We start from the raw sequence: 25,894 nt of genomic DNA, 5'->3' as shown, positions 1-25,894 counted from the left end.
GAACATGAAAACACATTTTTTTAAACTTTTAACTTTTGTAATAGTAGTAAATCTTACAAGCTGTAAAAAAGAAAATACGTTTACAGACTATAAATATTCAGACAAACCCAACACTTTAACTTGCGAAAACTTAAATTCAAATTTATATAAAGAAGCACTTTATGCTTTTGAAGATGACATTTTGAATTTCTATAAAAAAAATAACCCAAAATCCACTTTAACACAATCATACTCTCAATTTGTCCGAAACGCCGTTAATGGGCGAATAAAATTTGAAGATATTGTTTCACCTCATACAATTAAAGTATTTGAAGCCTTAAAAGGTGAAAATGATTTATGGGACGCCGAAAATGCGAAAAGCCATCTAAATTACAAAGGAAAAACACTTACTTGTGTTTCTAACGGTATAAAAGATCACACCTTACAAACTACATTTAATGCCCTTGTAACAACAAATAGCATGAGCCCTAAATTATTTGGAGCGCCCTTAATAACAAAATACAGAGCAGCCCTTAACGATAAGTCTTTAGCCAGTTATATAGCATTGGATTTATTTTACGCAAAACTTTTTGACACAGATTTATCTAAAGTTAACTTAGATAAACCTGAACAACAAAAAAACTAAACTACACAACTATTTTGAGAAAAAACCTTCAGCATATAAAAATTAAAACGCAAACTATAAGCCAAAAACCTATAGTTAACAATTCCTTTTTATCTGCTGAAGGTATTGAAATAAAACCCACATACTCTAAAGATGATTTATCTACCGTAGAACATTTAGGTTTTGCCGCAGGAATAGCTCCAAACCTTAGAGGACCATATAGTACTATGTATGTTCGTAGACCATGGACTATTAGACAATATGCTGGGTTTTCAACTGCCAAAGAAAGTAATGCGTTTTACAGACGTAATCTAGCAGCTGGACAAAAAGGATTATCTGTTGCTTTTGATCTAGCTACACACCGAGGCTATGATTCAGACCATGAACGTGTCGTTGGTGATGTTGGAAAAGCTGGCGTTGCTATTGATTCTGTTGAAGATATGAAAATACTCTTCGACAAAATTCCTTTAGATAAAATGTCTGTTTCCATGACCATGAATGGTGCCGTACTACCAATAATGGCATTTTATATTGTAGCTGCTGAGGAACAAGGCGTTACCCTTCAACAACTAGCAGGCACCATACAAAATGATATTCTAAAGGAGTTTATGGTACGTAATACTTATATCTACCCGCCTACACCTTCAATGAAAATTATTTCAGATATCTTTGAATATACGAGTAAAAACATGCCTAAATTCAATAGCATTAGTATATCAGGGTACCATATGCAAGAAGCGGGTGCTACTTGCGATATTGAACTTGCATATACTTTGGCAAATGGTTTGGAATATATTAGAAAAGGCTTAGATGTAGGAATGGATATCGACACCTTTGCCCCTCGCCTATCATTCTTTTGGGGTATTGGCATGAATCATTTTATGGAAATTTCCAAAATGCGAGCTGCCAGAATGCTTTGGGCCAAATTGGTAAAACAATTCAATCCTAAAAACGAAAAATCTTTAATATTACGCACACATTGTCAAACTTCTGGCTGGAGTTTAACTGAGCAAGACCCTTTTAATAACATTGCTAGAACTACTATTGAAGCTGCAGCTGCAGTTTTTGGAGGCACACAAAGTTTACATACCAATGCTCTAGACGAAGCTATTGCTTTACCAACAGATTTTTCGGCACGTATAGCTAGAAACACTCAACTATTTTTACAAGAAGAAACAAAAATAACTAAAACACTTGATCCATGGGCTGGTAGTTTTTACGTTGAAAAATTAACCCATGATATTACACATAAAGCTTGGACTTTAATTCAAGAAATTGAAGAACTTGGAGGTATGACAAAAGCTATTGAAGCTGGCATACCTAAATTACGCATTGAAGAAGCAGCTGCTAGAAAACAAGCACGTATAGATTCTGGTCAAGATATTATTGTAGGTGTTAATAAATATGTTTTAGATCAAGAAGATCCGCTTCGTATTTTAGAGGTCGACAATCAAACAGTAAGAACTCAGCAAATTGAACGTTTACAAAAATTAAAAGCAGATAGAAATACTAAAAAAGTTAAACAGGCCTTATCTAAATTAACAAAAGCTGCTAAATTTTCTTTAAATTCGAAACATTCTAACTTCAATCAAAATTTATTATCATTAGCTATTGAAGCAGCTAGAGAACGTGCTACACTAGGTGAAATAAGTGATGCTCTTGAAGTGGAATTTGGACGTTATAAAGCACAAATAAAATCATTTTCAGGCGTGTATAGTAAAGAAGTAAAAGACGATAAATTCTTTAAAAAAGCTCAAGAGTTAGCAGATATTTTCGCAAACCAAGATGGTAGAAGACCTCGTATTATGATTGCTAAAATGGGGCAAGATGGTCATGACCGTGGAGCCAAAGTAGTAGCCACTGGATATGCCGATGTAGGTTTTGATGTAGATATTGGACCACTATTTCAAACCCCAGCCGAAGCTGCTAAACAAGCCGTAGAAAATGACGTACATGTTTTAGGCGTATCGTCGTTAGCCGCAGGACATAAAACCTTAGTCCCTCAAGTTATTGAAGCTCTTAAAGCATATGGTCGTGATGACATTATGGTTATTGTAGGCGGTGTTATACCTAAACAAGATTATCAATATTTATTTGATGCGGGGGCTATTGCCGTCTTTGGACCTGGAACCAAAATTAGTGAGGCTGCTATTAAAATATTAGAGATATTGATTGATTAACTATGTAAAAAGAATTGATAGAGATAATAATCTTCAATTATATTTTTAGCACTCATTTAAGGTAAAACAATAGTAAAAACATTAAATTATAGCACTACATAGCAACCTAAAAAGGTTTTACTTTCTTTAATTATTTATTAATCTAAATTTATTAGCTCCCACTTTTAATTATCATGCTTGCTAATTTTCAATACTGTTAACAAATTCGATTTTTATTCCTGATAAATAATTGTATTTTTACCATTCACAAAACCAAATCATTTAATGGGCAAAATCATTGCAATTGCTAATCAAAAAGGAGGGGTTGGCAAAACAACAACCTCTATTAACCTAGCAGCCTCACTTGGAGTTCTAGAAAAAAAAGTATTACTTATTGATGCTGATCCTCAAGCAAATGCAACTTCAGGAATTGGTATTGATGTAGAAACTGTTGAAATAGGAACCTATCAACTTTTAGAGCATTCTCATGATGCTAGAGAAGCTATTATGAAAACAGAAACTCCAAATCTGGATATTATACCTGCGCATATAGACTTGGTAGCTATTGAAATAGAACTTGTTGATAAGGATTCTCGTGAATACATGCTTAAAAAAGCATTAGAGAGTGTTAAAGAGGATTACGATTATATTTTAATTGATTGTGCTCCATCATTAGGGCTTTTAACGCTTAATGCACTTACGGCCTCAGATGCAGTTGTAATACCAATACAATGTGAATATTTCGCCCTTGAAGGTTTAGGAAAACTTTTAAACACTATAAAAAGTGTTCAAAAAATTCATAATCCAGAATTAGATATAGAAGGTTTACTACTTACTATGTATGATGCAAGATTACGACTATCGAACCAAGTTGTAGAAGAAGTACAAAAGCACTTTAACAATATGGTTTTTGAAACTATTATACAACGTAACGTAAAATTAAGTGAAGCACCTAGTTATGGTGAGAGCATAATAAATTATGATGCAAGTAGTAAAGGAGCTAACAATTATTTAAGTTTAGCAAAAGAAATCATCAATAAAAACTCCTAAATTTATGGCTAAGGCAACTAAAAAACAGGCTTTAGGAAGAGGTTTATCAGCATTATTAAACGATCCTAGCAACGATATTAAATCAGTAGAAGATAAAAATGCTGATAAAGTTATAGGGAATATAGTTGAATTAGATATAGATTACATAGAAGTTAATCCATTTCAACCGCGTACTAATTTTAGTGAAGAATCTTTACAAGAATTAGCATCTTCAATTAAAGAATTAGGTATCATTCAACCTATAACAGTTAGGAAATTAGGTGTAAATCAGTTCCAATTAGTATCTGGTGAACGTCGTTTTAGAGCATCCAAATTAATTGGACTAAAAACTATTACGGCATACGTAAGAATAGCTAACGATCAAGAGTCTTTAGAAATGGCATTAGTTGAGAATATTCAACGCCAAGATTTAGATCCTATTGAGATTGCTTTATCATACCAACGATTAATTGATGAAATCAATTTAACTCAAGAACAAATGAGTGAGCGTGTTGGAAAAAAACGCTCTACTATAACTAATTACTTACGTTTATTAAAACTAGATCCTATTATTCAAACGGGTATGCGAGATAGTTTTATTTCTATGGGTCATGGTCGTGCTTTAATAGCCATTGATGACCAAACCATTCAATTAGATATTTACGAAAAAATACTTTCTAACAAACTTTCAGTTAGAGAGACTGAAACTTTGGTTCGTAACTTCAACAATCCTGAAGAAGAAAATACTAAAGAATCGCCTTCAAAAGAAACAGAAAATGAAGAAGATATGCCAAAATTCGTTAAAAAAGGCATTACAGTATTTTCAGAATACTTTGGACATAAAATTGACGTTAAAGTCTCTAGAAGTGGTAAAGGAAAAATTACGATTCCTTTTCATTCAGAAGAAGATTTTAATCGTATTAAAAAATTAGTTCAAGGTGGTGAATCCAAATAAAATTGTAATAACAAGCGTTCTCTTTTTTATATCTTGTTTTTCTTTGGTTGCCCAAAAAAAAGAACTTCCTAAAAATGTTATTATAGATTCTATTGTAGAGGCTAGGGATCCTATAAATCCGCTTTCTCCTGCAAAAGCTGCCTTTTATTCAGCTATATTACCAGGGTTAGGGCAAGCTTACAATAAAAAATATTGGAAAATCCCTTTAGTTTATGGAGCTATAGGAACTGGTATATATTTTTACATTAGAAATAATAAAGAATATAATAGATATAGAGATGCTTATAAAAGTAGACTTGCTGGTTTTACAAATGATGAATTTTACTTTAATCCTCAAGGAGAAGGCCCTAGGCTTAGTCTAGAAAGTTTAGAACGTGGTCAAAAAGTATTCAGAAAAAATAAAGACATATCTCTTTTGGTTACAATTGGGATATATGCCTTAAATATTATTGATGCAAACGTTGACGCTCACCTATTACAATTTAATGTAGATGAAAATTTGTCCTTTGCACCACATTATCAATTCAACGAATTTGATGCCTCTAGCAATCTTGGATTAACTTTAAATTTTAATTTTTAGTTAATAATAAATTACATTTCAAAATAAAATAATAAAAAAACTCATATGAATATAGCTTTACTTGGATACGGGAAAATGGGAAAAACCATTGAGCAAATTGCCATTAAACGTGGGCATAATGTAGTATTGACTATTGATAAAAGTGATACAGCATACGATATTACTAAAGCTGATGTTGCTATAGATTTTAGTATCCCTACTGTAGCTTTCAATAATATATCTAACTGCATAAACAATAACGTACCTGTTATTTCTGGTACAACAGGATGGTTAGAAAACTATGATGAAGCTGTAGCGCTCTGTAAAGAAAAAAAAGGCGCATTCATTTATTCTTCAAACTATAGTTTAGGTGTTAACATATTTTTTGAGCTTAATAAAACACTTGCTAAAATGATGAGTACATTAAAGCAATATAATGTTTCAATGGAAGAAATTCATCATACGCAAAAACTAGATGCTCCTAGCGGAACTGCAATTTCACTAGCTAACGATGTTATTTCTAAACACGCTGGTTATGATAAATGGGCTTTAGATGAAACTGGAGAAGCAACCATTCCTATCGTTGCTAAACGTATAAAAGATGTACCTGGTACGCATACTATTAATTACGATAGTGAAGTAGACTCTATCTCTATAGAACATATAGCACATAACAGACAAGGGTTTGCATTAGGTGCCGTTATAGCTGCAGAATGGATAGCATCTGGAAAAACTGGAGTATTCACGATGAATGACGTGTTAAATATTGGTTAATACTTTATAAATGTGTAACAACATCAATACATGTTGTTACTAACAAAAAAATTAAAACTTTAAGATTATGACATTGATGCAATGGTTTATATTTATATTGATTATCCAAATCATTCATGGCCTAGGCACGTGGAAATTATACATTAAAGCAGGAAGACAAGCCTGGGAAGCTTTTATACCTTTATACAATGGTATCATTTTAATGAAGATTATAAATAGACCATGGTGGTGGGTTATCTTATTATTTTTACCTATTGTAAACTTAATTATGTTTCCTGTAATTTGGGTAGAAACCGCTAGAAGCTTTGGTAAAAACTCACAAACAGATACAATTTTAGCTGTAATAAGTCTAGGTTTATATAATTACTATCTAAGCTATGCTGCAGATGTAGAACATATTAAAAATAGAAGCCTACAACCTAAAACTGGTGCTGGAGATTGGACAAGCTCTATCCTATTTGCTATTGTTGCTGCAACTATTGTACACACCTATTTTATTCAACCTTTCACTATTCCATCATCATCATTAGAAAAATCACTATTAGTTGGAGATTTCTTATTTGTAAGCAAGTTTCATTATGGAGCAAGGGTGCCAATGACCACAGTAGCTGCTCCTATGGTTCATGATACTATTCCTAAACTAGGAACTAAATCATATTTATTTAATGACGATTTTACATCTAGAAAAACATCTTGGAAAAATAAATTACAACTTCCATATTTAAGACTTCCTGGATTTGAGAAAATAGAACGAAATGATATTGTCGTATTTAATCAACCTGCGGATACGTTGTTAGATATGAATGATTTTACGCCTGCTAGAAACTATTATAAACCAATTGACAAAAAAACAAACTTAGTAAAACGTTGTGTTGGTGTCGCTGGTGATTCTCTAGAAGTTCGCAATGGATATGTTTACATTAATGGCAAGCAAAATGAGCTACCAGATCGTGCCCATTTACAATTTAGTTATAATGTAAAACCCAAAACAAATCAGTTTAACCCTAAGTACTTAAAAAGCCGTTATGATATTACAGATATCGTTTATCCAACTAACGCTCAATATTCAAATTATCTATTCTCAGCAGTGTCAGATGAAGCTTTAAAAAAGTTTAAAAACCATCCAAATGTTACTAGCATCAAACCAAATAAACAAGAAAAAGGAGTTAGAGATCCTAGTATATTTCCACATGATCCAGCATATAACTGGAATATAGATTTCTTTGGTCCGTTATATATTCCCGAGTCAGGAAAAACTATCGATATAAATTTAGAGGTTTTACCACTATACAAGCGTGTTATTACAGAATACGAAGGAAACTCGCTGCAAGTAAAAGGAAATCAAATTTTAATAAATGGAGAAGTAGCCAATACTTATACTTTTAAACAAAATTACTATTGGATGATGGGTGATAATCGTCATAATTCAATTGATGCTAGACGTTGGGGCTTTGTACCATTTGATCATGTAGTTGGTAAACCTGTTTTCATTTGGATGAGCTGGGATGGGCTTAAACCACGCTGGGAACGCTTCTTTACAACAGTGAGCGGTAACGGTATGGCAACCTCTTATTTTATTCCATTCTTAATTTTATTATTTGGATGGATAGGCTTTAACAAGTGGAAAAAACGTAAACAAGCTAGTAGTTAAATAAAATGGATAATTCCAATATTTAAAATTAGGAAAATTATAAACCATATTGATTAGTACATTATTCCTGCTATAGTATTAACTAATATTATAGCAGGAATAAAACTAAGGTAATTGCTATGAGCATCATCATTCATCCAACATACTTTCCTAACATTGCGCACTTAGTTGCTATAGTAAACGCCAATGAGATTAAGTTTGAAGTAGATGATAACTTCTTAAAACAAACGTATAGAAACCGTACTTATATTTATGGCGCCAACGGAAAATTAGCTTTAAATATACCTGTTATTCATTCACAAAAGAATCGTCAAAAATATCGTGACGTTAAAGTTTTCAATGAAGAAAAATGGCAAAGTCTACATTGGAAATCATTATTATCGGCATATAGAACATCTCCTTTTTTTGAATATTACGAAGACGAACTTCTCCCTTTATTCACAAAAAAAGTCGATTATATCTTAGATTTCAACTTAAAATGTTTAGACGTTATTTGCGATTGTTTACAGTTAGAATTAAACATGTCAAAAACCCAAACTTATCAAAAACATATTGAAGATAAAACAGATTATAGGTATTTAGTAAATGCTAAAAAAGAGCAATATCAAAATTTTGATACCTATACTCAGGTTTTTAATGACAAACATGGTTTCATTCCTAACTTAAGCATATTAGATTTACTGTTTAATGAAGGTCCTAATGCCTTAAATTACCTAGAATCACAAATTATATCCCCTTTATTGTAATGCTACAAACATATACTCATTATGGGTGTCATATTCTTATTCCCTTACTTGTTGCTATAATTGGGTATAGAAAACAATGGAAAAGAGCTTTTCTAGTTATGATTGCAGGCTTTTTAATTGATCTAGACCATTTATTAGCAAACCCAATATTCGACCCTAATAGATGTAGTATTAATTATCATCCCCTTCATTCTTCTTTTGCTATCTTATTTTATATATTTCTTTTAGTTCCTAAAAAGTCAAGATTAGTAGCTTTAGGCTTGGTTATTCATATTATAGCCGATGTCGTAGACTGCTCGTTTATGTAGAAAATTATAGATAAACGACTAACGATCCAAGCTTAAAGTAGCCATAACAGGGTAATGGTCTGAATAATGCTCATTATAAGTTTTAAATCCATTTATATGAAAAGTTTTATCTGCCAAAATAAAATCAATTCGCATAGGAAATAATTTAAAGTCGTGAGTCCCACCAAATCCATTTCCAGCTTCTTTAAATGCATCATTAAAATCGCCCTTTATTTGTCTATAAACATAAGAAAATGCAGTGTTATTAAAATCGCCACAAATTACCATTTTGTATTTACACTTACTTTTATGCTTTAAAAATAATTCTGCTTGAAATTGCTGCATTCTAAAAGCATTGCCTATTCTTTTAAAAAGCCGTTCTGAATTTTCCTTTTTAAGACTTTCAACTTTAGCATTTATATGTAAAGATTCTAAATGAATATTATAAACTCTTAAGGTATCCTCCTCCTTTACAACATCTACATAAATAGCATTATTAGCAGTATTTGGAAACTCTACAGAACCTGAATTAACAATAGGAAATTGAGAAAAAATAGCTTGACCGTATTTAGTTTTATTTCCTGAGAGCTTTTCATATTTATACTTGAAAAATGACAAGTCAATATTTTTATGTGGATGATATTCTTGAACACTTAATACTTCTGGAGCTTTATCTTTTATAAAATCTATTATTTTAATTTCTACATCCTCATCTGGAAGCCATTTATATAAATTAAAAAGTCTCACATTATAATTCATAATTTTTATATTCTGTGAACTTTCTATTTTTTTAGAAGATGAAAACTTGTATAGAGAACCAAAAGAAAAATAACTTATTAAAAGTACTACGAGTGATAACATAAATTGTTTTTTCACTCTAATAAGCCAATATAAAAAGAATAATGTATTGATTAAAATTAAAAATGATACTCCTAAATTAAGCACAGATAGTAACGAAAATATTTTAGGAGGTAAAAAAGGTAGCACACATGAAAATAGTAGCAAAATTGCTACAATAGCATTTATAAAATAGAAAATCTTATTTATAAAGCTTAGTTTTTTCATATGCTTTAATGAGAATTTTTATAAGATGTTTTATTTCCCTGCCCTAAATAAAAAGTCTTTTTCTTCTGCAGTTAAACTATCATAACCACTCTTACTAATTTTATCTAAGATAACATCTATCTTCTTCTGATTATTAAACTCATTAAAATCGGCTTTCGTATATCCGCCTACCTTACTTTTATTTTTATGTACCGTTTTTAAAGGCCCTCTTTTTGATAGCTTAAACATACCGGTAATACTATCCATAAAACGCTTGAAACCTTTACCTATATCTTGACCTTTTAGTAATTGTTTTGCATAAAAGTATCCTAACAAAGCACCGCCTATATGAGCCAAGTTACCTCCTGCGTTTCCAATAATAGGATTACGTATCCCTGAAAAGACTCCAATAATATCTATAACAACAATTCCAACACCTATATACCAGAGTTTTAAATTAAAGGTAAAAAAACGCACCTCTTGATTTGGCATATAAGCACAAAGAAAAATTAACAAAGCTCTAACTGCTGCAGAAGCACCAACCAGTCTAGTATTATTGTTAAATACATTTGGAAAAAATGTATAGCACAACATAAATAATAATCCTCCAGAAATAGCTCCTAGAAAATAAATGTTTAATGCCATTTTTGCATTAAACAAATTTAGAAACATACGCCCTATAAAGTATAACCAAAGCATGTTAAATAGAATATGCATAAAATTATAATGCATAAAAGCATACGTTATAATTGCCCAAGGTCTTACAATAAACCTTGAGAAATCACTTGGTAATTCAAACCAAACTAAATAGGGTTTTAAGACCAACCCAAAAAGAAAAATAATGCTATTAGCAACTATTATTTTTTCTAATACATTAAGTCTAGATAATTTATCTTTTATGTCTTGCGTAAGGGATGTCATTAATTCCAACGGTTTTTATTAAACTGCGTTTTTTTCCAATACCACATAATTATAAAACCTGTTAAAGCACCACCAACGTGAGCCATATAAGCCGTATTACTAGGACTAAAAAAGGATTGCCCAGTAATACCAGAAACTAAATCCAGAATAATAATACCAGGAATAAAGTATTTAGCTTTTATAGGTATTGGTAAAAACAGCATCATGAGTTCTGCATTAGGATTCATCATACCAAAAGCAGCAAGAATACCCATAATACAACCTGAGGCTCCTACCATTGATGCCAAGTATATCTCATTAAAGCCTTGTCCTATAACTGTAAAAATCTTGCCTTCTTTAAAAACTTCAATAATTTGATCATGAGTAAACCCCAAATTCAAAGCTTCTGCTTCCATTGGTAAGTATTGAAAATAATAATGACCGACTTGTAAAGCAACAGCTCCCAAACCTGCTGAAATGTAAATAAACAAAAAACGCTTTGTCCCTAAAGCCTGCTCTACTGGTGAACCAAACATCCATAAAGCAAACATATTAAATAAAATATGCATTGAACCTCCGTGCATGAACATATGTGTTATAATTTGCCAAGGCTTAAACAATTCATTTTTTGGAAAATGCATTGCAAACCAGTCATAAAACAAAACGCCTTGTCCTATGGCTAATGTACCAATAAACATAATCACGTTAATGATTATTAAATGTTTAACGGTTTCTGAAATCCTCATCATATCTTAAATAAATTTTTTATCTAACTCATCAACACTCATAGTAACAAATGTTGTTCTGTTAGTAGGAGAAGCATTAGGTTCTTTACAAGCAAATAGCTTATTTACTAAATGTTCTTGTTCATCTTTTTGTAATGACTGCCCTGTTTTTATGGCTAAACTCTTTGCCATAGATTTGGCTAACAAATCTGTAGCGCTAAAATTACTATCTGGCACTTCATTTTCTACATCGCTAATAAGTTGTTCTAAAATAATGGACACTTCACTTTCTGGAACACCAACAGGTACACCTGTAATATCTAAAGAGTCATTAGTGACTTCTGAGAATATAAAGCCTGTATGTTCTAAATCATCTTTTAATTGATTTATAATTTCAATTTCTTGTATTGAAAAATGAAGTTGAAGTGGAAACAATAATTGTTGTGTTGCTGCTTCCTTAATAGTCATATTCTTAAGAAAATCTTCATACAAAATACGTTGGTGAGCTCTATTTTGATCTATAACCAACATCCCAGATTTAATGGTACTAACGATATACTTATTATGAAGTTGATATGTTGTATTGGCTTGCTCTACTTGAGTATCCTCATCGAATATAGATCCAGTACTTTCTTGACTTTCAAAATGTACTTCGCTAAAATCTTCTTCGTTTTTTGTGCTTTTAGACTCTAAACCTACATATAAACTTTCCCAACTTGTAGCTGGTTCTTTTTTATAGCTTACTGCTTTGGTAGGAGCATTAGTTTCCTCTTGAAACGGATTAAAACTTCTATCAACCTCTATAGTTGGGGTGCTTACCTTACTGTTTTTAGTATAATCATAAGGCGTATCAAGATTAGCATCCCGATCAAAATCAAGTACAGGAGCAATATTAAATTGCCCTAAACTGTGTTTAACTGCAGAACGTAATAAAGCATATAAAGTATGCTCGTCATCAAACTTTATCTCAGTTTTTGTTGGATGAATATTAATATCTATAGTCAATGGATTTACCGTTAAGTTTAAAAAATAACTGGCATGTGTACCTGTTTTTAATAAACCATCAAACGCAGATGATATCGCATGATTTAGATAAGCGCTTTTTATAAAACGATTATTTACAAAAAAATACTGCTCGCCTCTGCTTTTTTTAGCAAACTCTGGCTTACCAACAAAGCCTGATATTTTAAGTACTTCTGTATCTTCTTCTACAGGTACTAATTTTTCATTCGTTTTATTTCCAAAAATATTTACAATACGCTGTCTATAATTACTAATAGGTAAATTAAAAGCCTCATTGCCGTTATTATATAAGGCAAAACTAATATCTGGGTGCGCTAATGCAACACGATGAAACTCATCAATAACATGACGTAATTCGACAACGTTTGACTTTAAAAAATTACGTCTCGCAGGAATATTAAAAAAGAGATTCTTTACAGAAACTGAAGTTCCTTTAGGTGTTACAACAACATCTTGTGAAACAACATTACTACCTTCAATTATTATTGCATTACCAACATCATCATTTTCCTGTTTAGTTTTTAGCTCGACATGCGCAATTGCAGCAATACTGGCTAATGCTTCTCCACGAAACCCTTTGGTATTAAGCTGAAATAAATCTTCGGCAGTTTTAATTTTTGATGTTGCGTGACGCTCAAAACTTAATCTAGCGTCGGTAGTACTCATCCCTTTACCGTTATCAATAACTTGTACAAGCGTTTTGCCTGCATCTTTTATAATAAGTTTTATAGAGTCTGACCCTGCATCAATGGCATTTTCAAGTAACTCTTTAACTACCGAAGCTGGGCGTTGTACAACTTCTCCAGCGGCAATTTGATTTGCTACATGATCGGGCAAAAGTTGTATAATGTCTGACATATATTATTTAGAAAAGAATATAGATAAATCAAAATCAATGATGAATAAAAATACCAAGATAAGCACAGCAGCAATAATTAAAACACGTCTGTTTACTTCTTTATCTGGATTATTTTTCAGCTCATCTAAAGCATTATTGATTTTAGATTTTAAACCTGTATTACCTCCAACTGACTTTCTGTAGTCATCAAATTTATGTTTGATTTCGAAAGGATTTCCTTGTCCTTTATCATCATAGTAACGAGGTGTGTAGCTAAATTTTTTGTTTTTGCGCAATTTTAAAATTCCCATAATTTCTAAGTTTTAAATTAATTGATTTTAGAATCTAGTATATACATACAAATCAATAATAATACCAAAACAAAAATTAAGGTCTTAATTGACAAACTGCCTTTAACTTTTCGTTTATTATCTCTACCGTTTTTCCATTTCGAGATAAAATCTGTGGTTTTCTTATCTTTTTCACTAGAATCCACTTGATTTTCACTAGAAAATCTAGACTGATAATTAAAGGTTTTATTTTTGCGTTGTTTAAACAAAATATATAAATGCTTATACTTCAAAAATACTTAAAAATAGGGAGAAATTAAGGGCTTAAACCTCAAAAATTGTTAACAACCTCAGAAGTTTTTGAGCATAAGTTATAATCTAGAGGCATAAGATTATAACTTTAAAAAAGATTTTTCTTTATTTAAAGATGAGCCATAGTTTATTAACAAATTCTCGTTAAAGTGAAAACCGTATAGAGATACCAAAGTATTTTATCTCTTTTATTAAAACATCAAAGACTTCATAATTAAAGCTATTACTTATGGGTACTAATTCTACGTAAATCAGCCATTTTAATAGCAGCTACCGCAGCTTCGGTACCTTTATTTCCATGTATCCCTCCAGAACGATCTATAGCTTGTTGCATATTATTATCTGTAAGCACACAAAAAATCACAGGTGTATCGTGTATTATGTTCAAATCTTTAATCCCTTGCGACACGCCTTCACACACAAAATCAAAATGCTTTGTTTCACCTTGAATAACGCTACCTATTGCAATAACAACATCAACTACCTGCTCCTGCATTTTCTTACTTCCATAAATAAGTTCGTAACTTCCAGGAACATTCCAACGCATAATATTCTCTGATAATACTCCATGTTCTATTAATGTGTTATATGCACCTTCATATAACCCTTCTGTAATAGACTCATTCCATTCTGAAACAACAATCCCAAACCGAAATTGATTCGCGTTTGGGATTGTTGTTTTATCGTAATCGGATAAATTTTTATTTATCGTAGCCATATATAATTAATGGTATTATTTATTTACCAATACTTGAGCTTTTCCTATAAACACATCTACTTTAGAAGCCTCAGTTGAATTAGAGTAATCCTCTTTTATTCTTTTAAAGTAAGTTAACGCTTTATCTGCTTTTCCTAAATCTAAAGCAATAGTACCAGCTTTAAATAAATACATTGGTGTTGTATATTCGTTATTGCGCATTTCGGCAGCTTGCTCATAATAATCTAAAGCATCTTCTCTTTGGTTTAATTGCACAAATGCATCACCAATATTTCCTTTAGCTAAAGGTGCTAATATTTCATCTTCACTTTTAAAATCACCTAAATGCTCAACTGCTTTTTTGTAATCTTTTAATCTTAAATATGCTGTACCAGCATAATAACTTGCTAAATTAGCAGATGGTGTTCCACTATATTCTTCAAGAATATCTAACATTCCAAATTTACCTTCTCCTCCATTTAAAGCTAAATTATATAAAGAATCTTTTTCTACGCCTGTAACTGCTTGGTTAAAATACTTTTGAGCTTGAAACATATCATTCATCGCTTTAGTTTGTTTTGGCTTAGCGAAAAACTCTTTATAACCTAAAGATCCTAAAACTACTACAGCGACTAGACCTATAATTATAAATATGTATTTTTGATTCTTTTCAACAAACTCTTCTGTCTTTGAAGCTGTTTCATCTAGTGTGTTAAATACTTCAGCAGTTGTTGATTCTTCTTCTATATCGTGTTGCTTTTCTACCTTTGTTTTAGGTTTATAACCTCTTTTATTATAAGTTGCCATCTATTGTCTGTAAATTTATGTGGGGCAAAAATATAATTTTTCTTCAGAACTAAAAGGGTATTTATTTGATATTTTTCAATAATTTGCACATCTTTTTAAGAGTATGCCTTCTAAACACACTCTAAGTTGCTTTTTATATGATTTTAAAATCACTTTCATTACTTAATTATAAAAATTTTGACAGTAAGTCATTTACTTTCAATGATAAAATAAATTGCATTGTTGGTAACAATGGCATTGGCAAAACAAATGTTCTAGATGCTATTTATCATTTATCATTTGGAAAAAGCTATTTTAACCCCATAGCATCACAAAATATTAAGCACGATGAAAGCTTTTTTGTGATTAATGGTGCTTACGAAAAAGATGACAAGACCGAGAAAGTATCTATTAGTTTAAAACGCGGACAAAAAAAAGTAATAAAACGTAATGCTAAAGCTTACGATAAATTTAGTGAACATATTGGCTTTTTGCCTTTAGTTATTATTTCTCCTGCAGATAGAGATCTTATTATTGAAGGTAGTGACACACGTAGAAAATTTATTGACAGTGTTATTTCACAAAGTGACAAAAGCTATTTAACACACTTAATTAATTATAATAAAATACTTACACAACGTAATGCTCTATTAAAATATTTTGCATTAAACCATACCTTTAACAACGATACTTTAGAAGTTTATAATAGTCAACTCACAAATTTTGGTACACTTATTTTTGAAAAACGCGATGTTTTCTTAAAGGAATTTATCCCCATTTTTAAATCCCGCTACAATGCTATTAGTAATGGTAACGAAACTGTCGATTTGGTATACCATAGCCCTTTATTTGAAGCCGATTTAAACATACTTTTAAAAAATACTATTAATAAAGATCGTGCTTTACAGTATACAAGTATTGGTGTGCATAAAGACGATTTACATTTTAACATTGAAGGGCATCCTATTAAGAAATTTGGAAGCCAAGGGCAGCAAAAATCATTTTTAATAGCATTAAAACTGGCTCAATTTGATTTTATTAAAGACCAGAGTGGTGTGAACCCTATTTTATTATTAGATGATATTTTTGATAAGTTAGATGAGCTACGTGTAGCTCAAATCATTAAATTAGTAGATGATGAAAATTTTGGACAATTATTTATAAGTGATACACATGCAGAACGAACTGAAAAGGCTGTAAAACAAGTCCATCAGTCTTATGAAATTTTCAAACTTTAAGTATAAAACAACCTATACATGGCTAAACGTAACAACGAACATATAAGTATTTTTGATGCACTAAAGGAATTTGTAGAAACCAACAAATTAGAAAAAGGTCTAGACAAGGTTAATGTAGCTGATGCTTGGGCTAAACTAATGGGGAATGGTGTAAACAATTATACATCTTCTGTAAATCTAGAACGTGATACTTTATACATACAACTAAATTCCAGCGTTCTTAGAGAAGAATTAAGCTATGGTAAAGCAAAAATAATAACCATGCTTAATGAAGAGCTAGGAAAAGAAATCATTAAAAAACTGGTTTTAAGATAATTAAACAAACCAAATTTATATAAAAAATAAAAAAAAAAGTACCAAACTATTATAATTTATAGTACCTTTGGTGCTTAATATATTTTAATACAAATTACAATGAGTAAAGGTACAGTAAAATTTTTCAATGATTCTAAAGGTTTTGGATTTATCGTTGAAGATGACAACAACAAAGAGCATTTCGTACACATTTCAGGACTTATCGATGAAATTCGTGAAGGTGATACAGTGGAATTCGATCTACAAGAAGGTAGAAAAGGATTAAACGCCGTAAACGTAAAAGTAATCTAATACATATACTTTAACAATTACAATTAAGAGCCTATCATTTATTTGATAGGCTTTTTTGTGTTTAATTATTAAAGATTTCTTGCTTAAAAAAGTATATTTAATAAATGAGATTAATCATTATCTATATATGTTTACACTTTTAATTATATACCCCCTTATGGATCGAGTCAAAAAGTTGTGGAATTAGAGATTAGGCAAAAATATTAGTTAGCCTAAATAGAAAGACTTATCCCGTATAAAAGGAGTTTTTTTTAAGCTTAATTAAGCATTATAAATTTACTACAAAAGAAACCTCCATAGATCCAATTCACAAAAAAGATAAAAAATACGATATCAGTAATCCAACATAAGGATTCGAACTATTGTAGCAAAATTCTGTCAAATTAACCGCTAGTCTTTTTAAATTTTTAATGATTTATAAATTATTTCGTGCTATATTTGTAGTATTATTAACACAAAAATTAAAGTAATGAGTAAAGGAACAGTAAAATTTTTCAATGATTCTAAAGGTTTTGGATTTATCACTGAACAAGACAACAACAAAGAGCATTTCGTACACATTTCAGGGCTTATCGATGAAATTCGTGAAGGCGACTTGGTAGAATTCGAACTACAAGAAGGTAGAAAAGGACTAAACGCAGTAAACGTAAAAGTACTTTAACACATATACTTTAACAGTTACAGTTACAAGCTCATCATTTATTTGATGAGTTTTTTTATAACATCAACTTTACAACTTAAAATTATGTATAATAAATATTAAGGAAGAATAAAACCTTAAATAATTCAAAAAATCTGGATTAATTGATTTAATTCTACCTCCTTGTTAGCAATTAAGTCGTTTTTAATTTTTCTATTTCTAACAAACATATTACAAGACAATCTATGACATATATTCTATCACTTAACATAGACACTTTGTCTTGACTTTTTCTATTTCCTAAAAAATTTCTGAAACTCATTTTCGGTTAAAAACAAAAAGTCAAGACGGGTTCATATTATACTTTAATATAAAACAAAATGCCTTGAAATTTCAAGGCATTTTGTTTTATATATTATGATAAGCTATTAAAACATCTCTCTTCCCGAAAAGTGGAAAGCTCCTTCTATAGCTGCATTATCATCACTATCACTACCATGTACAGCATTTTCACCAATAGAAGCCGCATACAATTTACGTATAGTCCCCTCTGCTGCATCATCTGGGTTTGTAGCACCTATTAAAGTTCTAAAATCTTCAACAGCATTGTCTTTTTCTAAAACAGCTGCAACAATAGGTCCACGAGTCATATATTCCACTAATTCTGGGAAAAATGGACGCTCTTTATGTATTGCATAAAATGCTTCTGCATCTGTAGTTGTCATCTGTGTTAATTTCATTGCCACAATTCTAAATCCTGAAGCAGAAATTTTCTCTAATATTGCGCCAATGTGTCCTTTCTCAACAGCATCTGGCTTAAGCATTGTAAATGTTCTATTTGTTGCCATTATATTGTTTTATTTTCGGCAAAAGTAATCTATTTCTAATGAAACCCAAATCATAATTAGAAATTCGTTATGAAGCATGAAACTATAATGAAATAAGATACATTTAGTATTACATTACTATGCCTAAATTTAAAAATACAGTAAAGGGCTATATTCTTTAATAACTATAGGACTAAAGTAAATTTCCTAATATATGATTTGAGTTAAAACAAGTCTATCAATTTTAAAAAATTTGTATCTTCGGCCTCTATGAATAAACAAGATATTATAAGTATAAAACAGTTATTATCTACTAAAAAAAAGATAATTATTGTCCCTCATAAAAACCCTGATGGTGATGCTATTGGATCGACACTTGGTCTATATCACTACCTTCTAAAAGGCAACCATCAAGTACATGTTATAGTTCCAAATGACTACCCTACATTTTTAAAATGGATTCCTGGAAATGATTCTATATTAAAACACGATTCGCAAACAGAAGTATCCGAACAATTAATTGATGATGCCGATATTATTTTCACCTTAGATTTTAATGCCTTTCATAGAACAGGTAATATGGAATCTATATTAGTAAAAAGTAGCGCTATCAAAATAATGATAGATCACCATCAAGCACCAGATAGTTACGCAACGTATATGTTTAGTGATGTAAGTATGAGTTCTACTTGCCAAATGGTATATCATTTTATCGATATGCTTGATGATACCTCTCTAATTGATGCAGATATCGCTACTTGTTTATATGTAGGTATTATGACGGATACAGGATCTTTTAGGTTTGCATCTACCACGAGTAAAACACACCAAATTATAGCACAACTTATTGAAAAAGGTGCTAATAATAGTGAAATTCATAATAATGTTTATGATACGAATAGCTATGAACGTTTACAACTTTTAGGTTGTGCTTTAACCAATTTAAGAGTTATTCCCGAATCAAGAACTGCCTATATAACATATTCTCAAGAAGAACTCAATAAATTCAACTATAAAAAAGGAGATACAGAAGGCGTTGTAAACTATGCACTATCACTAGAAGGTATTGTACTTGCTGCTATTTTTATAGAAGACAAACAAGAAGGTATTATAAAAATATCATTACGTTCTAAAGGTAATTTTTCTGTGAATGAAATGTCTCGATTACATTTTAATGGTGGTGGACATAATAATGCTGCTGGTGGTAAAAGCGATTTATCACTAAAAGATACAGTTGAAAAATTTATTAGTATATTGCCCAGTTATAATAAAGCCTTAAATAATGAATAAATTCTTAATATTCGTCTTAGCTTTACTAACTTTTAGTTGTAAAACTCCCGAAGCAAGACGACCTGTTTCTGTAAAAACAGGATCCTTTATTGATGCTTCAGTAAAACGTAATAAAAAGCTTTATGCCAAAGAGCAAGCCTCTATTGAAAAACTAATGATAGAGGAAAACAAAAACTATATTGCATCTAAAAATGGGTTCTGGTACTACTACAACAATAAAATTGAAATAGACTCGTTAAAAACACCTAAGTTTGGTGATATTATTAATTACAATTACAATGTTAAAACTCTTAATGGCAATTTAGTATACTCTACAAAAGATATTAAAACTCAAAATTATGCCATGGATAAAGAAGAATTATTTACAGGATTACGAGAAGGTTTAAAACTTATGAAAACTGGAGAAACTGTAACTTTTTTATTTCCATCTCAAAAAGCTTATGGCTACTATGGAGACGAAAACAAAATAGGGAGTAATATTCCTTTAATTTGTGAAGTAACCATAAACTCAATAACCCTAAATAAAACACATTAAAATGACCTTATTAAAAAACGCTATAAAAGCTTTATTACTAACCTTATTTATAACCCTAGCATCATGTAAAGCACAATATCCAGACTTGGAAGATGGTATGTATGCTGAATTTGTAACTACTAAAGGTGTCATGCTAGTTAAACTAGCGCAAGAAAAAGCACCTATAACAGTAGCAAACTTTGTAGCACTAGCTGAAGGAGAAAACACTATGGTTGATAGTACACACCAAGGCAAAAAGTTCTATAACGGCACTATTTTTCATAGAGTTATTGACGGTTTTATGATTCAAGGTGGAGATCCTACAGGAACAGGTACTGGAAATCCTGGTTATAGGTTTATAGATGAATTCCATCCAGATTTAAAGCATGATAAGCCAGGTATTTTATCTATGGCTAATTCGGGTCCAAAAACAAATGGTAGTCAGTTTTTTATAACTGAGAAACCTACCTCTCACCTAGACAACAGGCATACTGTATTTGGAGAATTAGTACTAGGGTTAGATATTCAAGATTCCATTTCTAATGTAAAAACAGCTGGAGGTGATAAGCCTATAGATCCTGTTATTATTCAAGAATTAAATATTATTAGAAAAGGAAAAATAGCAAAATCGTTTGATGCTCCTAAAGTTTTTATTGATCATTTTGCTGAAGCAGAACGTATTGAAAAAGAAAAAAAGGCTAAGGCTGAAGCCATTTTAAAAGCCACACAAGACAAATTTAAAAAGCAAAGGGAAGAAGCTATTACATTGGCTTCAGGCTTAAAATATATTATCACTAAAAAAGGTACTGGTGAAAAATTACCAGAGGATACTAAAGTACTTACGCATTATGCTGTTTATTTTGAAAACGGAAAACTTATAGAAACTAGTAAACTAGAAACAGCTGAAGCTTTAGGTGTCGTTAATCCGCAGCGTAAAGCTGCAAATCAATATAAGCCCATTACTGCGGATATTGGCCCAGATGCACACATGATACCTGGTTTTAAAGAAGGATTACAACAACTAAGTGTTGGTGATAAAGCGACTTTATTTATTCCATATCATTTAGCATATGGTGAAGCAGGAACAAGAGGTATTCCTGGTAAATCTAATATTGTTTTTGAAATTGAAGTTGTAGAACTTCTTAAATAATTTTTAACACTAAGAACACCTCAAAGTATTACATTTACGTTGAAAAACTAAACCTATGCATTTATTAAAATTTGATTGGAATCCTGTTACTGGGATTGATATTATTGGTAATTTTAAAATCCACTTCTATAGCCTCATGTGGGTTGCAGCTTTTATACTTGGTTGGTATATTATGAAACGTATTTTTACCAAAGAAAAAATATCATTAACATACTTAGACCCGCTATTTATTTACACCGTTTTGGCGACTATGCTAGGCGCTAGATTAGGTCATGTTTTATTCTATCAATCTGAATTAATTTCTGAAGATTTTTTTAGCATATTTCTTCCTTTTAAATTTAAAGGAGGTTTTGAATTTACAGGTTTTCAAGGTTTAGCTAGTCATGGTGCCGCTATTGGTATTATTATAGGCATGTATTTATATAGAAGAAAATACAATTACAAATCGATACTTTGGATATTAGATCGTGTCGTTATTTCTGTGGCTTCTGGTGCCGTTTTTATTAGAATAGGTAATTTTATTAATTCTGAAATTATTGGAAAAGTTACAGATTCTAATTTTGGAGTTCGATTTATTCAAGATGAATATTACAAAAGTCAAATTGTAAAACTTACAGGTATTAAAGATATAAAAAAAGCATATGCTGCAGTAACAGATAATCCTCAATTTCAAAATTTATTAGATGCTGTTCCTTACAGGCACCCTGCACAACTTTATGAATCTTTTAGTTATATTTTTGTGTTTTTAATTTTATGGTACTTCTACTCTAAGACTACCAAAAAAGATCAACCAGGCTTTTTATTTGGTTTATTCTTAATACTATTATGGACTATACGTTTCTTTGTGGAGTTTTCAAAAGAGCCTCAAGGAGATGAATATATTAATTGGTTTAGCCTAAACACTGGACAATGGTTAAGCATACCTTTTATTTTAATTGGTCTTTATTTTATGTTTGTTTACAAACCAAAATCTACAGTTAAATAATATGTATTTAAAAAAGTTTGCTGTCTTTTTATTATTAAATGTCTTTTTTTTAAGCATCTTGGCTTGTAAAGAAGATAAAAAACTGATAAAGCAAACTGAAGTTCATTTTAAAAAAGAAGGTGAACTCACTATTTTTAAATCTATAGATTCTACTAAAACCACATTGGATATTGAAATTGCTGATACCGATTTTGATATCCAAACGGGTTTAATGTATAGAGATAACATGAAAGTAAAACAAGGTATGCTCTTCGTTTTTGATGATGAAGAACCTCGTTTTTTCTATATGAAAAACACAAAAATACCTTTAGATATTATTTACATTAGTAAGTATAAAAAAATAGTTAGTTTTCAAAAAAACGCAAAACCTTTTGATGAAACTTCACTTCCTTCAAACCTACCTGCCAAATATGTTTTAGAAGTTAATGCTGGCATGGTAGACAAATGGTTACTTTCTGTTGGCGATAGTTTGAATTATCGTTTAAATTAATTGTAAATATATTAATGTAATTTCTTATTCTTGAATACCAATCGTTTAACGCTATTAGCAAAATGCTAGCAGCAACACGTATTACCCTAGTTGGTTAATAGTAAAATATGTAAACTTTTTTTAGGACGAGACATCTTCGTTATCACTAACTTGTAGTTAGTGACCGTAAACTAGCTAAAAAATATTTTAAACCGTATTCTACTCTTACTTTTTTCTGCCAATCTTTAACGCCACTAACTACAAGTTAGCGGTAGCGAGGCTACCAAGTACAACTTGGCAGTAGCGACACGTGTTACCCTAGCGGGGTAACGCCACAAGTTAAAAACTTGCGGTAGCGCATACTAGGGAACAGCGGACCATGATTAGAGATACTAAAGCTCGTTTGGCTTATTCATAACAAAAAAAGCCTTTACATTTCTGTAAAAGCTTTTCTATCTTTATTTTATTTGATTACTCTAAAATTGAAATTTCCTTTTGGGTAGAGAAAAAATCATTCAATTGTTTTAATTCATTCGAGTTTTTATATTTCAAATTTAACCCTACAGATGACTCTCCATTTTTAAAGTCTAAATATTCAATTGAACATATTTTATAAAAATTATTTTCTACATTTATTTTCATTCCTTTCTTTATTTCACCTTTTTTTACATTCCCTGAAATAACGAAAATATTATCAAAAGATAATTTAAAAGCTTTTTCAACATCAAATTTTACATTCATAGTTATTCTATTACTTTTGCTGCTTTTTCAGCAAATTGGAAAGCAGACATCGTTTCTTGAGTCGCAAGTTTTTGAGTAAGTCCAGCTCCTTCAGTTGAAATTTTAGAGGTTGTTAATCTATATAATTCATGTAAAACAGTTTTAGATACTTCTTCTGTACTTGTAAATGCTTTACCGCCCATAACGAAAGCACCTTCCTCCATTAATGTAAAACCTTCTGAGGGCAAGTTCGGTTCAAAAATTACTCTTCTTCCATTTATGACAACTTCTTCGAATTTTCCTTTTTTTGCAGCTTCTTCAATTAATTTAAACCCGTTAGATTTTAATATTGCTGAAGCTTCATTAATAACAGCATTTTCGGTAGCATTAAAACCATTATGGACAATTTCTGTAACCTTGATATTGTATGTTCTTGATTTTGGAACTGCTGCTGTACTTCCATAATATCCTGATGAAACCCCATACGCATTTGCAAAAGCCATTCCAAAAGAAATAATAAGCCCATTCCATTCATCAACCTGTTTATTCCAAACCTTGACAACATCACTAGCTGTACCGACATTCAAAGCAGCTTTAAATAGGTTTTCATAATACTCGCCTCTTCCGTTTTTAGCTTGTTCAAAATAATACTGTCTTTTAGAGATATCTAATAATTGAGAAATAATAGCAGAATTTCCAGAGATACCCTGAATCCATGAGTTTTCATGTAAGTCTTTCGCAGATTGAGAATTCAAAGTTTTAGCTGAACCATAATGTTTATGTAATTGCCAGTAAACTATCGATGCTTGAACTTGAGCCGCTTCTGTTTCTGTAGCTTCTAGCCCTTCTAATTCAATTCTATCCATAACCCTGTTTTCACTAAAAGCATACGAACTATTCCATGGATACTCTTTAGCCAAAGGGTCAACCGCAAAAAACCTACCAATTCTTGGGTCATGCATTCTATACTTGTAATTATAGCTATTCCCTTCTCCCTTGATTTCATCATCTTTCTCCTGTCCTTGGAAGCCGTAACGGTAGCGATGCGTTTCATCATGCCTATTAGGTAAAAGTTGGCCAAAGGGGAACTAATCTATGGCATTTTTTAAAGGCGTACTTTCGTTTTTCTTAGAAGTGCTTCAAAAATTTATTTAAAAGAACGTATGCTTTTTCAAGCCTTGTAAATATAGTATTTTCTTATAAATTCCACGCAGGTAAAACCCAGTTTTTTGCACACAAAAACCCTCTGTCTTTTACCTGCTTCCTTTGCCACGGTATGTTACATAATTGGCATTATAAGTCCGCTGCGCACAGTTTTTATACGTTTTTATTTTTAGTGGTTTAAAAACTGTCGTTATAATGTAAATTATGTAAAATACTCCCTATCGCTCAACTTCCGACGCTCACTTCTGAACTTCAATTGCTGTTTTTAGGTTTTATTAATGAGATTATGGAGACTAACGCCTTTCAGTTGTTGCATTTTAAAAAGCTGAAGATTTACAAGCCTAAAACTTTGGGATTAACACCTGTCTTAATCAATCTTCAGCTTTTTAAAATGTTAGATTAAGCGACGATTGAGCGTCACGTAGTAATGACGGAACGAGTTGTACAAAAAAACAAGCAAAGAAGTAAGGCAAGCTTTTTCGCTTGATGTCTTTTTGCGACGTTTTTTTTGTGCAAATTCGGAGCGGTGGCTTACGAAGTAAATAAATATGGTCTCCTAGTGCGCTGGCAGAAGTGGCGGCTAAAAGCGCAGAGGCATAGCGGCAATTTTACATAATAGCAGTTATAACTATCGCCCGCAACCATAAAAACCCGCCGAAGGCAACCAAAAGGGAAGTATTATAACTTCTATTATGTAAACATAGCTTGGGGTATTTTTTGGCTTTCAGCGGTGGGAACAGCTCTTTACTTTTTTAAGATATCCCCTAATGCTAATAATCGACTAAATTTCTTAAAAAAGTAATGTGCTGTGTGAGCGATTTGGCAAGCCAATAAAATGCAGAAGTGTGGCGAGCGGAACAAAACAAAGGACAGAGGTTTTTTGCCTTTTTCGGCAATAAACCTCTGTCCTTT

Annotated in this window: 27 protein-coding genes and 1 pseudogene; 18 read left to right on the top strand and 10 right to left on the bottom strand. The window is 31.2% G+C overall.

What is annotated here, in order from left to right:
* Positions 1 to 4 precede the first annotated feature (4 nt).
* From A8C32_RS12730 to A8C32_RS12690, 9 genes are all read left to right on the top strand, one after another.
* The gene (locus A8C32_RS12730; protein WP_069830814.1) at positions 5 to 625 is read left to right on the top strand and encodes a hypothetical protein; all 621 of its coding nucleotides are present in this window, start codon (positions 5 to 7) and stop codon (positions 623 to 625) included.
* Between the two features lie 11 nt (positions 626 to 636).
* The gene (scpA, locus tag A8C32_RS12725) at positions 637 to 2,784 is read left to right on the top strand and encodes a methylmalonyl-CoA mutase (protein ID WP_069830813.1); all 2,148 of its coding nucleotides are present in this window, start codon (positions 637 to 639) and stop codon (positions 2,782 to 2,784) included.
* 264 nt (positions 2,785 to 3,048) lie between these two features.
* Positions 3,049 to 3,813 (top strand): ParA family protein, encoded by a 765-nt coding sequence (locus A8C32_RS12720; protein WP_069830812.1) that lies wholly within the window; start codon positions 3,049 to 3,051, stop codon positions 3,811 to 3,813.
* A gap of 4 nt (positions 3,814 to 3,817) precedes the next feature.
* Positions 3,818 to 4,747, top strand: a complete 930-nt coding sequence (locus tag A8C32_RS12715) for a ParB/RepB/Spo0J family partition protein (RefSeq protein WP_069830811.1) — start codon at positions 3,818 to 3,820, stop codon at positions 4,745 to 4,747.
* Positions 4,748 to 4,790: 43 nt separating this feature from the next.
* Positions 4,791 to 5,327 carry a DUF5683 domain-containing protein gene (locus A8C32_RS12710; protein WP_349267248.1) on the top strand — a complete coding sequence of 179 codons (537 nt, stop codon included), beginning with the start codon at positions 4,791 to 4,793 and terminating at the stop codon, positions 5,325 to 5,327.
* A gap of 45 nt (positions 5,328 to 5,372) precedes the next feature.
* The gene (gene dapB / locus A8C32_RS12705; RefSeq protein ID WP_069830809.1) at positions 5,373 to 6,080 is read left to right on the top strand and encodes a 4-hydroxy-tetrahydrodipicolinate reductase; all 708 of its coding nucleotides are present in this window, start codon (positions 5,373 to 5,375) and stop codon (positions 6,078 to 6,080) included.
* A gap of 67 nt (positions 6,081 to 6,147) precedes the next feature.
* Positions 6,148 to 7,731 carry a signal peptidase I gene (gene lepB / locus A8C32_RS12700; protein ID WP_069830808.1) on the top strand — a complete coding sequence of 528 codons (1,584 nt, stop codon included), beginning with the start codon at positions 6,148 to 6,150 and terminating at the stop codon, positions 7,729 to 7,731.
* Between the two features lie 119 nt (positions 7,732 to 7,850).
* Positions 7,851 to 8,477: a WbqC family protein gene (locus A8C32_RS12695; protein ID WP_069830807.1), complete on the top strand. Its 627-nt coding sequence runs from the start codon at positions 7,851 to 7,853 to the stop codon at positions 8,475 to 8,477.
* On the top strand, positions 8,477 to 8,785 hold the full coding sequence (locus A8C32_RS12690; RefSeq protein WP_069830806.1) for a DUF6122 family protein: 309 nt from the start codon (positions 8,477 to 8,479) through the stop codon (positions 8,783 to 8,785). The genes A8C32_RS12695 and A8C32_RS12690 overlap by 1 nt, the downstream gene beginning before the upstream one ends.
* An 18-nt stretch (positions 8,786 to 8,803) precedes the next feature.
* Here the strand turns inward: A8C32_RS12690 and A8C32_RS12685 are convergent, their stop codons facing one another.
* From A8C32_RS12685 to A8C32_RS12650, 7 genes are all read right to left on the bottom strand, one after another.
* Positions 8,804 to 9,829: an endonuclease/exonuclease/phosphatase family protein gene (locus A8C32_RS12685; RefSeq protein ID WP_069830805.1), complete on the bottom strand. Its 1,026-nt coding sequence runs from the start codon at positions 9,827 to 9,829 to the stop codon at positions 8,804 to 8,806.
* Positions 9,830 to 9,859: 30 nt separating this feature from the next.
* Positions 9,860 to 10,729, bottom strand: a complete 870-nt coding sequence (locus A8C32_RS12680; protein ID WP_069830804.1) for a rhomboid family intramembrane serine protease — start codon at positions 10,727 to 10,729, stop codon at positions 9,860 to 9,862.
* Positions 10,729 to 11,457: a rhomboid family intramembrane serine protease gene (locus tag A8C32_RS12675; RefSeq protein WP_069830803.1), complete on the bottom strand. Its 729-nt coding sequence runs from the start codon at positions 11,455 to 11,457 to the stop codon at positions 10,729 to 10,731. The genes A8C32_RS12680 and A8C32_RS12675 overlap by 1 nt, the downstream gene beginning before the upstream one ends.
* Before the next feature lie 3 nt (positions 11,458 to 11,460).
* Positions 11,461 to 13,314 (bottom strand): DNA mismatch repair endonuclease MutL, encoded by a 1,854-nt coding sequence (mutL, locus tag A8C32_RS12670; protein WP_069830802.1) that lies wholly within the window; start codon positions 13,312 to 13,314, stop codon positions 11,461 to 11,463.
* 3 nt (positions 13,315 to 13,317) lie between these two features.
* Positions 13,318 to 13,605 (bottom strand): riboflavin synthase subunit beta, encoded by a 288-nt coding sequence (locus tag A8C32_RS12665; RefSeq protein WP_069830801.1) that lies wholly within the window; start codon positions 13,603 to 13,605, stop codon positions 13,318 to 13,320.
* A 514-nt stretch (positions 13,606 to 14,119) separates the two neighbouring features.
* Positions 14,120 to 14,614: a 6,7-dimethyl-8-ribityllumazine synthase gene (ribH, locus tag A8C32_RS12655; protein ID WP_069830799.1), complete on the bottom strand. Its 495-nt coding sequence runs from the start codon at positions 14,612 to 14,614 to the stop codon at positions 14,120 to 14,122.
* A 15-nt stretch (positions 14,615 to 14,629) separates the two neighbouring features.
* Positions 14,630 to 15,400, bottom strand: coding sequence for a tetratricopeptide repeat protein (locus A8C32_RS12650; protein ID WP_069830798.1), 771 nt, complete (start codon positions 15,398 to 15,400; stop codon positions 14,630 to 14,632).
* A 137-nt stretch (positions 15,401 to 15,537) separates the two neighbouring features.
* Here A8C32_RS12650 and recF point away from each other — a divergent pair, with 137 nt between their 5' ends.
* The 4 genes from recF to A8C32_RS12630 all read left to right on the top strand — a co-directional run bounded on the left by recF (position 15,538) and on the right by A8C32_RS12630 (position 17,884).
* Positions 15,538 to 16,617 carry a DNA replication/repair protein RecF gene (gene recF, locus A8C32_RS12645; protein ID WP_069830797.1) on the top strand — a complete coding sequence of 360 codons (1,080 nt, stop codon included), beginning with the start codon at positions 15,538 to 15,540 and terminating at the stop codon, positions 16,615 to 16,617.
* Positions 16,618 to 16,635: 18 nt separating this feature from the next.
* On the top strand, positions 16,636 to 16,932 hold the full coding sequence (locus A8C32_RS12640) for a DciA family protein (RefSeq protein ID WP_069830796.1): 297 nt from the start codon (positions 16,636 to 16,638) through the stop codon (positions 16,930 to 16,932).
* A gap of 99 nt (positions 16,933 to 17,031) precedes the next feature.
* On the top strand, positions 17,032 to 17,223 hold the full coding sequence (locus tag A8C32_RS12635; RefSeq protein ID WP_069830795.1) for a cold-shock protein: 192 nt from the start codon (positions 17,032 to 17,034) through the stop codon (positions 17,221 to 17,223).
* A 469-nt stretch (positions 17,224 to 17,692) separates the two neighbouring features.
* Entirely contained in the window at positions 17,693 to 17,884 is a 192-nt protein-coding gene (locus tag A8C32_RS12630) for a cold-shock protein (RefSeq protein WP_069830794.1), read from the top strand.
* Between the two features lie 407 nt (positions 17,885 to 18,291).
* Here A8C32_RS12630 and A8C32_RS12625 read toward each other — a convergent pair whose 3' ends face one another.
* Complete coding sequence (locus A8C32_RS12625) at positions 18,292 to 18,711, bottom strand: nucleoside-diphosphate kinase (RefSeq protein ID WP_069830793.1); 420 nt, start codon at positions 18,709 to 18,711, stop codon at positions 18,292 to 18,294.
* 249 nt (positions 18,712 to 18,960) lie between these two features.
* Between A8C32_RS12625 and A8C32_RS12620 the strand changes: the two genes are divergently transcribed.
* The 5 genes from A8C32_RS12620 to A8C32_RS12600 are packed head-to-tail and all read left to right on the top strand — an operon-like array spanning position 18,961 to position 23,119.
* Positions 18,961 to 19,980, top strand: a complete 1,020-nt coding sequence (locus tag A8C32_RS12620) for a DHH family phosphoesterase (RefSeq protein WP_069830792.1) — start codon at positions 18,961 to 18,963, stop codon at positions 19,978 to 19,980.
* A complete protein-coding gene (gene gldI, locus A8C32_RS12615; protein ID WP_069830791.1) occupies positions 19,973 to 20,515 on the top strand; it encodes a gliding motility-associated peptidyl-prolyl isomerase GldI in 543 nt (180 codons plus the stop codon). Before A8C32_RS12620 ends, gldI begins: the two co-directional genes overlap by 8 nt.
* A 1-nt stretch (position 20,516) precedes the next feature.
* Complete coding sequence (locus tag A8C32_RS12610) at positions 20,517 to 21,644, top strand: peptidylprolyl isomerase (protein ID WP_069830790.1); 1,128 nt, start codon at positions 20,517 to 20,519, stop codon at positions 21,642 to 21,644.
* 55 nt (positions 21,645 to 21,699) lie between these two features.
* On the top strand, positions 21,700 to 22,629 hold the full coding sequence (gene lgt / locus A8C32_RS12605; RefSeq protein ID WP_069830789.1) for a prolipoprotein diacylglyceryl transferase: 930 nt from the start codon (positions 21,700 to 21,702) through the stop codon (positions 22,627 to 22,629).
* A gap of 1 nt (position 22,630) precedes the next feature.
* Positions 22,631 to 23,119 (top strand): DUF192 domain-containing protein, encoded by a 489-nt coding sequence (locus tag A8C32_RS12600; protein ID WP_069830917.1) that lies wholly within the window; start codon positions 22,631 to 22,633, stop codon positions 23,117 to 23,119.
* A gap of 450 nt (positions 23,120 to 23,569) precedes the next feature.
* On the opposite strand, the gene A8C32_RS12595 is transcribed toward A8C32_RS12600, so the two are convergent.
* Positions 23,570 to 23,839: a hypothetical protein gene (locus A8C32_RS12595; RefSeq protein WP_069830788.1), complete on the bottom strand. Its 270-nt coding sequence runs from the start codon at positions 23,837 to 23,839 to the stop codon at positions 23,570 to 23,572.
* A gap of 2 nt (positions 23,840 to 23,841) precedes the next feature.
* Positions 23,842 to 24,891 (bottom strand): annotated as a pseudogene (locus tag A8C32_RS12590) (RHS repeat-associated core domain-containing protein); the annotation flags it as partial.
* Between the last annotated feature and the right edge of the window lie 1,003 nt (positions 24,892 to 25,894).

Source organism: Flavivirga aquatica, assembly GCF_001747085.1.
Lineage (GTDB): Bacteria > Bacteroidota > Bacteroidia > Flavobacteriales > Flavobacteriaceae > Algibacter_C > Algibacter_C aquatica.
Note: the sequence above shows the minus strand (reverse complement) of the source record. Positions and strands in the feature narration are given on the sequence as shown.

What these genes read in the sequence shown, in the direction of transcription:
- A8C32_RS12715 (WP_069830811.1), top strand. Translation starts at nt 3,818, where the DNA reads ATGGCTAAGGCAACTAAAAAACAGGCTTTAGGAAGAGGTTTATCAGCA.
- lepB (WP_069830808.1), top strand. Translation starts at nt 6,148, where the DNA reads ATGACATTGATGCAATGGTTTATATTTATATTGATTATCCAAATCATT.
- A8C32_RS12620 (WP_069830792.1), top strand. Translation starts at nt 18,961, where the DNA reads ATGAATAAACAAGATATTATAAGTATAAAACAGTTATTATCTACTAAA.
- A8C32_RS12680 (WP_069830804.1), bottom strand. Translation starts at nt 10,729, where the DNA reads ATGACATCCCTTACGCAAGACATAAAAGATAAATTATCTAGACTTAAT.
- A8C32_RS12600 (WP_069830917.1), top strand. Translation starts at nt 22,631, where the DNA reads ATGTATTTAAAAAAGTTTGCTGTCTTTTTATTATTAAATGTCTTTTTT.
- ribH (WP_069830799.1), bottom strand. Translation starts at nt 14,614, where the DNA reads ATGGCTACGATAAATAAAAATTTATCCGATTACGATAAAACAACAATC.
- A8C32_RS12675 (WP_069830803.1), bottom strand. Translation starts at nt 11,457, where the DNA reads ATGATGAGGATTTCAGAAACCGTTAAACATTTAATAATCATTAACGTG.
- dapB (WP_069830809.1), top strand. Translation starts at nt 5,373, where the DNA reads ATGAATATAGCTTTACTTGGATACGGGAAAATGGGAAAAACCATTGAG.
- A8C32_RS12690 (WP_069830806.1), top strand. Translation starts at nt 8,477, where the DNA reads ATGCTACAAACATATACTCATTATGGGTGTCATATTCTTATTCCCTTA.
- A8C32_RS12630 (WP_069830794.1), top strand. Translation starts at nt 17,693, where the DNA reads ATGAGTAAAGGAACAGTAAAATTTTTCAATGATTCTAAAGGTTTTGGA.
- A8C32_RS12595 (WP_069830788.1), bottom strand. Translation starts at nt 23,839, where the DNA reads ATGAATGTAAAATTTGATGTTGAAAAAGCTTTTAAATTATCTTTTGAT.
- A8C32_RS12730 (WP_069830814.1), top strand. Translation starts at nt 5, where the DNA reads ATGAAAACACATTTTTTTAAACTTTTAACTTTTGTAATAGTAGTAAAT.
- A8C32_RS12685 (WP_069830805.1), bottom strand. Translation starts at nt 9,829, where the DNA reads ATGAAAAAACTAAGCTTTATAAATAAGATTTTCTATTTTATAAATGCT.
- A8C32_RS12625 (WP_069830793.1), bottom strand. Translation starts at nt 18,711, where the DNA reads ATGGCAACAAATAGAACATTTACAATGCTTAAGCCAGATGCTGTTGAG.
- A8C32_RS12640 (WP_069830796.1), top strand. Translation starts at nt 16,636, where the DNA reads ATGGCTAAACGTAACAACGAACATATAAGTATTTTTGATGCACTAAAG.
- recF (WP_069830797.1), top strand. Translation starts at nt 15,538, where the DNA reads ATGATTTTAAAATCACTTTCATTACTTAATTATAAAAATTTTGACAGT.
- gldI (WP_069830791.1), top strand. Translation starts at nt 19,973, where the DNA reads ATGAATAAATTCTTAATATTCGTCTTAGCTTTACTAACTTTTAGTTGT.
- A8C32_RS12650 (WP_069830798.1), bottom strand. Translation starts at nt 15,400, where the DNA reads ATGGCAACTTATAATAAAAGAGGTTATAAACCTAAAACAAAGGTAGAA.
- A8C32_RS12665 (WP_069830801.1), bottom strand. Translation starts at nt 13,605, where the DNA reads ATGGGAATTTTAAAATTGCGCAAAAACAAAAAATTTAGCTACACACCT.
- A8C32_RS12720 (WP_069830812.1), top strand. Translation starts at nt 3,049, where the DNA reads ATGGGCAAAATCATTGCAATTGCTAATCAAAAAGGAGGGGTTGGCAAA.
- A8C32_RS12610 (WP_069830790.1), top strand. Translation starts at nt 20,517, where the DNA reads ATGACCTTATTAAAAAACGCTATAAAAGCTTTATTACTAACCTTATTT.
- A8C32_RS12695 (WP_069830807.1), top strand. Translation starts at nt 7,851, where the DNA reads ATGAGCATCATCATTCATCCAACATACTTTCCTAACATTGCGCACTTA.
- mutL (WP_069830802.1), bottom strand. Translation starts at nt 13,314, where the DNA reads ATGTCAGACATTATACAACTTTTGCCCGATCATGTAGCAAATCAAATT.
- A8C32_RS12635 (WP_069830795.1), top strand. Translation starts at nt 17,032, where the DNA reads ATGAGTAAAGGTACAGTAAAATTTTTCAATGATTCTAAAGGTTTTGGA.
- lgt (WP_069830789.1), top strand. Translation starts at nt 21,700, where the DNA reads ATGCATTTATTAAAATTTGATTGGAATCCTGTTACTGGGATTGATATT.